The organism is Longicatena sp., from assembly GCF_982403165.1.
In genome coordinates this window covers 54,010-61,101 of sequence record NZ_CEVYEL010000012.1, presented here as the reverse complement: position 1 = coordinate 61,101, position 7,092 = coordinate 54,010, and the positions used below count along the sequence as shown (strand labels likewise).

Genomic DNA, 7,092 nt, shown 5'->3' with positions numbered 1-7,092 from the left:
CAATATATGTGTTTCATATCCATTGTTTTAGAGCAAGCAATGGCATAATGAATAGTATTTTGGATAGACTAGATGAGTTTTTTGATGCTATGGATATTTAACATAGCTAAAAAGGAGATGAGCTTATGGATAATTGTTATGATAGTGAAAAGGGAACCTTTCGGTTACGAGCAGGTGCGATTTTGGTTCGTGATGGCAAAGTGCTGATGATGAAAGGTAGATTAGCGGAAGGTGGTAAAGAAGTTATGTATTCACTGGGAGGTGCCATCATGTTTCAGGAAACTGCAGAAGAGGCAATCATCAGGGAAACAAAGGAAGAAATAGGCTTATCTATTCGTGTTAAACGACTGGTATGCATCCATGAGAATTTTTTTGATGTAGAAGATCTTGGCAATAATCATGAGGTATCCTTTTATTATCTGGTAGAACCTGTGCATGAAGAGGATTTAAAAAAGCCATTTCTTAAAACACCTTTAGAGGAGGCGGTTTGGATACCGATCGATGACTATCAAAGCTATGATGCCTATCCGGCTTTCTTTAAGGATACCTTGAAACAGTTGGATGATGAGCGGATACAAACCATCGTGACAAGGCTTGCGAAAGAATGTGAATGATGAAAAAGGAGAATGTACCGGGTAAGCATTTGTAAAGCACTTGATCAATGATTTAAAGAATAAAAAGATATAATTAAAAACATGAAAAGCACGTGATGAGCAAGCGCATAATCAATCACGCAGCCAATAAAGCAATCACAGAAGGTTAGGAGGAAAGAATCATGGAATACTGGGATATCTATACACAAGATGGCATTTGTACTGGACGCAGGGTAAAGCGTGGAGATGCGATGGCAATAGGAGATTACCATTTGGTCATTCATCTGTTGATTCTTGGTAAAGATGGTCGTCTGTTGTTACAAAAACGTTCAGATCAAAAAGAAAGCTTTCCCGGCTATTGGGATTTTGGCATAGGCGGAAGTGCTGTTAGTGGAGAAAATGCCCGGCAATGTGCACAGCGCGAGTTGCAGGAAGAATTAGGCATTTATATGGATTTTCAACAACGTAAGCCGGTTTTGCGCAGCTATGGACAACATTCCTTAGTAGATTTCTTTACCATTGATTATGCCGGAGGATTAGCAGATCTGACATTGCAAAAGGAGGAGGTCAGTGGTGTTTGTTGGGCAGATTTAGAAACTGTGCATCTGATGTGCAAACAGGGAATCTTCATCCCATATCAGCCACATTTGCTTGCTTTATTGTTAGACATGCATAAGCAGCAAGGCTTGCATTGTTCATCATAATATATCGGAAAGCTAAGTTTTCTTGCTTCTTTTTATTAGCACTATGAGATACGTATGACAGTACGTACAAGCCGTAAAAGTTCAAAATGACAAATTCTTCACAATTAAAAAAATTTGTGGTATACTAACAGAGGTGATGAACATGACAGAGAAAAATGTGCCAAAGGCTACGTTGCAGCGCTATCCGGTGTATCTGAAAGCACTGCGGAAACTGAAAAGCTCAGGAGTGGAAAGGATCATGTCCAAAGAGCTTGCCAGTGTTGTGAATATTGAACCAACGACGATTCGCCGAGATTTTTCCTTTTTGGGAAATCTGGGGAAACAAGGGTATGGTTATGATGTCAATAAACTGATTGAAATATTCAACCAGCAGCTTGGCATGGATTTCGATGAGAAGATCATTTTGGTGGGGGCAGGTAATATGGGCCGCGCTTTGATGAAGTATAATAAATGGGATTATGTTGTAGGTGAGATTGCCTGTGCATTTGATATTAATCCTGATCGCCAGGGTGTGCGTTTCGGTATTCCGGTATATGATATCAGTGAGCTGGAACAACGCATTCCGGATGGCTGCCGTATCGCCATCTTAGCCATCAGTGAAAATATTCAGCAGACGGTAGATCGTTTAATTGCCTGTGGCATCACAGGTTTGGTCGATTTTACCCATGTGCATATACAAATTCCAAAAGGGGTTGTATTAAAGAGCGTAGATGTGGTATCATCTATACAGGAACTTGTTTTTGAAACAAACAGTTTAAATGTAGAACGTTGAAACAGGACGATGCCTGCTAACGATGCATAGCGAATCCGGGATGGTGGAAGCCGGAGGCATACGAGCAAGCGGAGAACACCTGTGGAGTTGAATCGGAGAATAGAGTAGACGATTCCGCGAAAGGATGGCGTTAAGATCCGATAAGCAAGATGTCTGTCAGCAGAGGTATTTCTGACAGGAATCAGGATGGCACCGCGTAACTAACTTACGTTCCTGAAAGGGAACGTTTTTTTTGTTCCCTTAATGAATAAAAGGAGGAAATGAAATGTTTGAATTTATGACCATTCGCGAACTATATGAAATCGTATTAAGCGCATCTCATGTAGAACTAGACAGCTTGGAATATGTACAGCTGCAAGGTTGGATACGTACAAATCGCTGCAGCGGTAAATTAGGCTTTATCGAATTAAATGATGGTACGTATTTCCGCAATGCACAATTAGTTTATATGCAGGAATTGAAAAACTTCGCGGAAGTAGAGAAATATCCTACCGGCGCAGCTATTACCGTAACCGGGAAATTAAAATTAACACCAGATGGTAAACAGCCATTTGAAATTGTAGTAACAGAGGCTGTTTTGGAAGGTGATTGTGATCGTGATTATCCATTGCAGAAGAAACGTCACAGCTTTGAGTATATGCGTGAGATACCACACTTGCGTCCTCGTGCGAATTCCTTCTATGCCATTTTCCGTCTGCGTTCTGTATTGTCCATGGCCATCCATGAGTTCTTCCAGAACCAGGGCTTTGTCTATGTACATACGCCAGTCATTACCGGCAATGATGCAGAAGGTGCGGGAGAAACCTTTACAGTTACCACACGTGAAGATCAAAAGTATGAAGAAGATTTCTTTGGGAAACACGCTTCTTTAACGGTATCCGGACAATTGCATGTAGAATCCTTTGCGATGGCTTTTCGAGATGTGTATACCTTTGGACCAACTTTCCGTGCCGAAAACTCAAATACGACACGTCATGCCAGTGAATTCTGGATGATTGAACCGGAAATTGCCTTTGCGGACTTAGAGGATGATATGGATCTTATTGAAGATATGGTGAAATATTGTATTGATTATGTCTTGGAAAATGCACCGGAAGAAATGAAATTCTTTAACAGCATGATTGATAAGGAATGCATTGAACGTATCACCAAGGTACGTAACAGTGAATTTAAGCGTATGACTTATACGGAGGCGATTGAGCTTTTAAAGAAAGCCGATGTGAAGTTTGAAAATAACAAAATCGAATGGGGCATGGATCTGCAGAGTGAGCATGAACGCTACTTATGTGAGAAAGTAGTCAATGGCCCGGTCTTCTTGATTGATTATCCAAAGGATATCAAAGCCTTCTATATGCGTGTCAATGAAGATAATAAGACGGTTGCGGCATGTGATTTGTTAGTGCCAGGCGTTGGCGAATTGGTTGGCGGAAGTCAGCGTGAAGAGCGTTATGATGTGCTAGAAGCGCGTATGAAAGAAATGGGTATGGAAACTGACAGCTTACAATGGTATATGGACTTGCGTCGTTATGGCGGTTGTAAACATGCCGGCTTTGGCTTAGGCTTTGACCGTATGCTGATGTATTTAACAGGCATGCAGAATATTCGTGATGTTGAGCCATTCCCACGTACACCAAGAAATTTGATTTTCTAATCGTAGAATAGACTTTCACAGGGTATGTGAAGGTCTTCTTTTACAATAGATGATACAAAGGGGTAAGAAAGGAACAGAATATGATACGTTTAGCAACAAAACAGGATGCCGCAAGCATATTAGCAATTTATGCTGAATATGTATTGCATGATAGTGCAACTTTTGAATATGAAGTGCCTTCCCTTACGGAATTTGAACAACGTATGGAAGTGATACAACAGGTATATCCATATCTGGTCTATGAAGAGGAAGGAAATATTTTAGGCTATGCTTATGCGCATCGTTATAAGGAGCGTGCGGCTTATCAATGGGATGTGGAATTAAGCGTATATGTCAATAAGGATGTTCATGGAAAAGGTATTGGCAGTATGCTGTATAAAGTATTATTTATTTTATTAAAGAAACAGCAGGTACATCATGCATATGCCTGTATCACTTCTCCCAATCCGAAAAGTGAGCGTATGCATGAGCGGTTAGGATTTCAATTAGTGGCTAGATTTCCTCATACCGGCTATAAATTTGACAAGTGGTTGGATGTTGTTTGGATGGATAAAGAATTACTTTCACCAGGTGTACCTCAACCAATCGTGCCATTGGCATCCTTCATTGAACAATTGCCAAAGAATCTAAGCGAACTTTTAAACAAAGACAATGAGCCTATAAAATAAATCATAAAAAGAGCAGCTTGCATGGAATGATTTCTAATGTGACCTCCAAAAGTTAGACTTAAAATCTAACGAATGAAGGTTGCATCCTTCCTGTAGCTGCTTTTTATCTGTTTGGGGTTTTGTGCCTTTCCTTTTTAAAAGGTGATTCTTTCATGGGGTTTCCAATATGTTAGCCCAATTTGTCAAAAGTTATTCTTTCATGAGTTTTTTAATAGGTTAGTCCAGCTTTTTAAAGGTATCCTTTCTTCGCGTTACCAATACGTTTATCCAATTTCTTTAAAAATTATTCTTTGATAGGCTTTCCGATATGCTTGTCCAATCGCCATTGCGGCGCACTGCCATCATCTGCCCAATATTCATCCAAAGAAATAATTTTATCCTGTTGTAGCTTCAGAAAGGAAACAACATGATAGGAAGCAGTTTGATCTTTTGGATAAACAAGTGTAACACTAATGATCAAATCATCAAGTAACTCTACTCTTTCTACGACCCCATCCCAATCTCCCGGATATTCGCAATTCGCAATAATATATTCATCAAGCGTAAATAGTTCATTGGTACAATGCCAACAAATCCTCGCATCCTGATGAAAATAGTTTCTGATTTCCTGCTCATCCTGTTTTAGGACGGCTTTCCAAAATTCATAGATGTTCATAAGATAACTCCTTTATCAATTATATAGATATAGTATGACATCAGAAAAGCGATAACACAAGGGTAACAAACGATTGTTAGAATAGCAACTGCTTTTTCTATTCACTGACCTCATTCATATAAGCAGTTAACTTGCGAATGAATGTTTGATAATCTTGACAGTTGATGAGATCTTTTAAAAAAGCCGGTTCACTAAGAATCTCAATCAACTGATCAAAGATCTGGGCAAATATTTGTCTGCTGTCATCATGTACGCCTAGTAAGGTGACAATATGCACCTCATGCACTCCCCATTGCATACCATCTGGACAAAGGACGACACTTATAAAGCTTTTTTTAGCGTTATCACCAAGTGAATGAGGAACGGCAGCGTCCTCAAAGGCGGTGCTTGACATATGCTCACGAGCAAAGACATCCTGTGTAAAGGAAGCTTCGGCATAATCCAGTGCAATCGCATCGTTACAAAGCTTTTGAATGAGCTGGGTACGATCTAAGTGAACATCCGTATAAAATAAGCGAGGATCAAATAAATCAAATAGAAAATCTTTCAGCTTCTGTTTGTTTTTTTCGGATAACATCTTAGAAATGGTAGTTTCCAATAAGGCCATATCTTTATTTGTAAGAAATGGATGAATTAACACATATGGCTGAGGAAATCTTGCCTCTACTGTTGAAATAATCAAATCTGCATGCAGCATGTTGGGCTGATAGGAAGGCATAGAAACGGCATATTTTATCGTTATCTTATCTTCAAAATGACGGCTGATCTTCTCTAAGGTATGTTGATGAATGCTGTAATAATCGGCATATAAAAAGAGAATCGTTAACTTGTTTTTTGATTGCACATTGTTTTCAAAGTAACTGCCGATGTGAAAAGAAATAAAGGTAATTTCATCCTCATTCAACACTACATCATAATTTTCTTTAAACTGTTGGGCAATATAAACGGCAATATCATAAATCAAGGGATACGTTGCCTTGATCTTAGCGGTCAATGGATTTTTGGCATAATAGTTATGTGCAACACGATTAAACAGATTCTTAACATGGATGGTGAATTTCGCAATAAATTCTTCATCAAAGGCATCCAGTAAATAGCGCTCTTCAACATTGTGAATCACGGCATGGGCGATATCAATATATTTCTGTTCAATAAAAGATGAAATATTAGAGCCATTAATAAAAGAATAATCAATCATCGTTGTATTGTTCGAGATAATAAGCGTCAAATTATAAACTTCAGCATCATTCATATGGATTTGATAGTTTTTCTCAATATACTGTTTTATTTCCTGTGCCACAAGATATTGTTGTGAATCAAGAAACGGTGTGAAATCGACTTGATCATTTAACTCACAGGCATTACGGATACGATCAATCATGACAATAAGATGCAATGCCGTATTATTTAGTGTATAATCATTCGCAAATACATTATTGCGTGAAAAAATATCGGCAAGATTTTTACGGAAATCCCAAAAATGATAATGATAAGTCAATAAACGCACTTCATCTTTTAAGACAAAATTATCATACGTATCACTGGAAATTAAGCGGCTCATTAATCGCCGTTTATCTTTTTCACTGCCTTCTAAATATAACAAATCATGATCTCTGCGTATGGTTACATTACAGCTAGAAACAATCTTACGGATACTGCGAATATCATTTTCAATCGTAGACTCACTTACAAATAATTCATCCGCTAGATCAAATAGATCAATACCATCTTGTGAAGAAATAAGTTTTTGAATGATCAGATTTTGCCGTGTTTGCGGGGTTTCCACATTTTGACTTCCTTTTTCCCGATAAGCTAAATATTGCTGAGCACTGTTTAATCGATACCCTTTATTTGATGATATTACTAAAGGACTTGTTTCATTCTCATTTAGTGAACTGACATATTTACGTATCTGACGTGTGGAAACATGAAGCAGTGAAGATAGCTCACCGGCAGCTACCCAATGTTCATAATGGTGCCAGAGATAGTCTAACAAGATTGAGATATTATCCTTCATATGTCTATTCACTCTCCTATGCAAGGCCCCCA

General features: G+C 38.6%; 7 protein-coding genes. 5 read left to right on the top strand and 2 right to left on the bottom strand.

Going from position 1 to position 7,092, the window contains the following annotated elements; genetic code table 11:
* Positions 1–125 precede the first annotated feature (125 nt).
* From AC1VS3_RS04305 to AC1VS3_RS04285, 5 genes are all read left to right on the top strand, one after another.
* Positions 126–614 carry an NUDIX hydrolase gene (locus AC1VS3_RS04305; protein WP_008689864.1) on the top strand — a complete coding sequence of 163 codons (489 nt, stop codon included), beginning with the start codon at positions 126–128 and terminating at the stop codon, positions 612–614.
* Between the two features lie 161 nt (positions 615–775).
* Positions 776–1,297, top strand: a complete 522-nt coding sequence (locus AC1VS3_RS04300; protein ID WP_008689862.1) for an NUDIX hydrolase — start codon at positions 776–778, stop codon at positions 1,295–1,297.
* 142 nt (positions 1,298–1,439) lie between these two features.
* Positions 1,440–2,069, top strand: a complete 630-nt coding sequence (locus AC1VS3_RS04295; RefSeq protein ID WP_008689858.1) for a redox-sensing transcriptional repressor Rex — start codon at positions 1,440–1,442, stop codon at positions 2,067–2,069.
* A gap of 265 nt (positions 2,070–2,334) precedes the next feature.
* Complete coding sequence (gene asnS, locus AC1VS3_RS04290; RefSeq protein WP_008689848.1) at positions 2,335–3,720, top strand: asparagine--tRNA ligase; 1,386 nt, start codon at positions 2,335–2,337, stop codon at positions 3,718–3,720.
* An 80-nt stretch (positions 3,721–3,800) separates the two neighbouring features.
* Complete coding sequence (locus tag AC1VS3_RS04285; RefSeq protein ID WP_008689845.1) at positions 3,801–4,388, top strand: GNAT family N-acetyltransferase; 588 nt, start codon at positions 3,801–3,803, stop codon at positions 4,386–4,388.
* A 283-nt stretch (positions 4,389–4,671) separates the two neighbouring features.
* Here AC1VS3_RS04285 and AC1VS3_RS04280 read toward each other — a convergent pair whose 3' ends face one another.
* Together AC1VS3_RS04280 and AC1VS3_RS04275 are read right to left on the bottom strand one after the other, a co-directional pair.
* Positions 4,672–5,043 (bottom strand): hypothetical protein, encoded by a 372-nt coding sequence (locus AC1VS3_RS04280; protein ID WP_008689843.1) that lies wholly within the window; start codon positions 5,041–5,043, stop codon positions 4,672–4,674.
* Positions 5,044–5,140: 97 nt separating this feature from the next.
* Positions 5,141–7,060: a BglG family transcription antiterminator gene (locus tag AC1VS3_RS04275; RefSeq protein WP_017144564.1), complete on the bottom strand. Its 1,920-nt coding sequence runs from the start codon at positions 7,058–7,060 to the stop codon at positions 5,141–5,143.
* Between the last annotated feature and the right edge of the window lie 32 nt (positions 7,061–7,092).

What these genes read in the sequence shown, in the direction of transcription:
- AC1VS3_RS04305 (WP_008689864.1), top strand. Translation starts at nt 126, where the DNA reads ATGGATAATTGTTATGATAGTGAAAAGGGAACCTTTCGGTTACGAGCA.
- AC1VS3_RS04300 (WP_008689862.1), top strand. Translation starts at nt 776, where the DNA reads ATGGAATACTGGGATATCTATACACAAGATGGCATTTGTACTGGACGC.
- AC1VS3_RS04295 (WP_008689858.1), top strand. Translation starts at nt 1,440, where the DNA reads ATGACAGAGAAAAATGTGCCAAAGGCTACGTTGCAGCGCTATCCGGTG.
- asnS (WP_008689848.1), top strand. Translation starts at nt 2,335, where the DNA reads ATGTTTGAATTTATGACCATTCGCGAACTATATGAAATCGTATTAAGC.
- AC1VS3_RS04285 (WP_008689845.1), top strand. Translation starts at nt 3,801, where the DNA reads ATGATACGTTTAGCAACAAAACAGGATGCCGCAAGCATATTAGCAATT.
- AC1VS3_RS04280 (WP_008689843.1), bottom strand. Translation starts at nt 5,043, where the DNA reads ATGAACATCTATGAATTTTGGAAAGCCGTCCTAAAACAGGATGAGCAG.
- AC1VS3_RS04275 (WP_017144564.1), bottom strand. Translation starts at nt 7,060, where the DNA reads ATGAAGGATAATATCTCAATCTTGTTAGACTATCTCTGGCACCATTAT.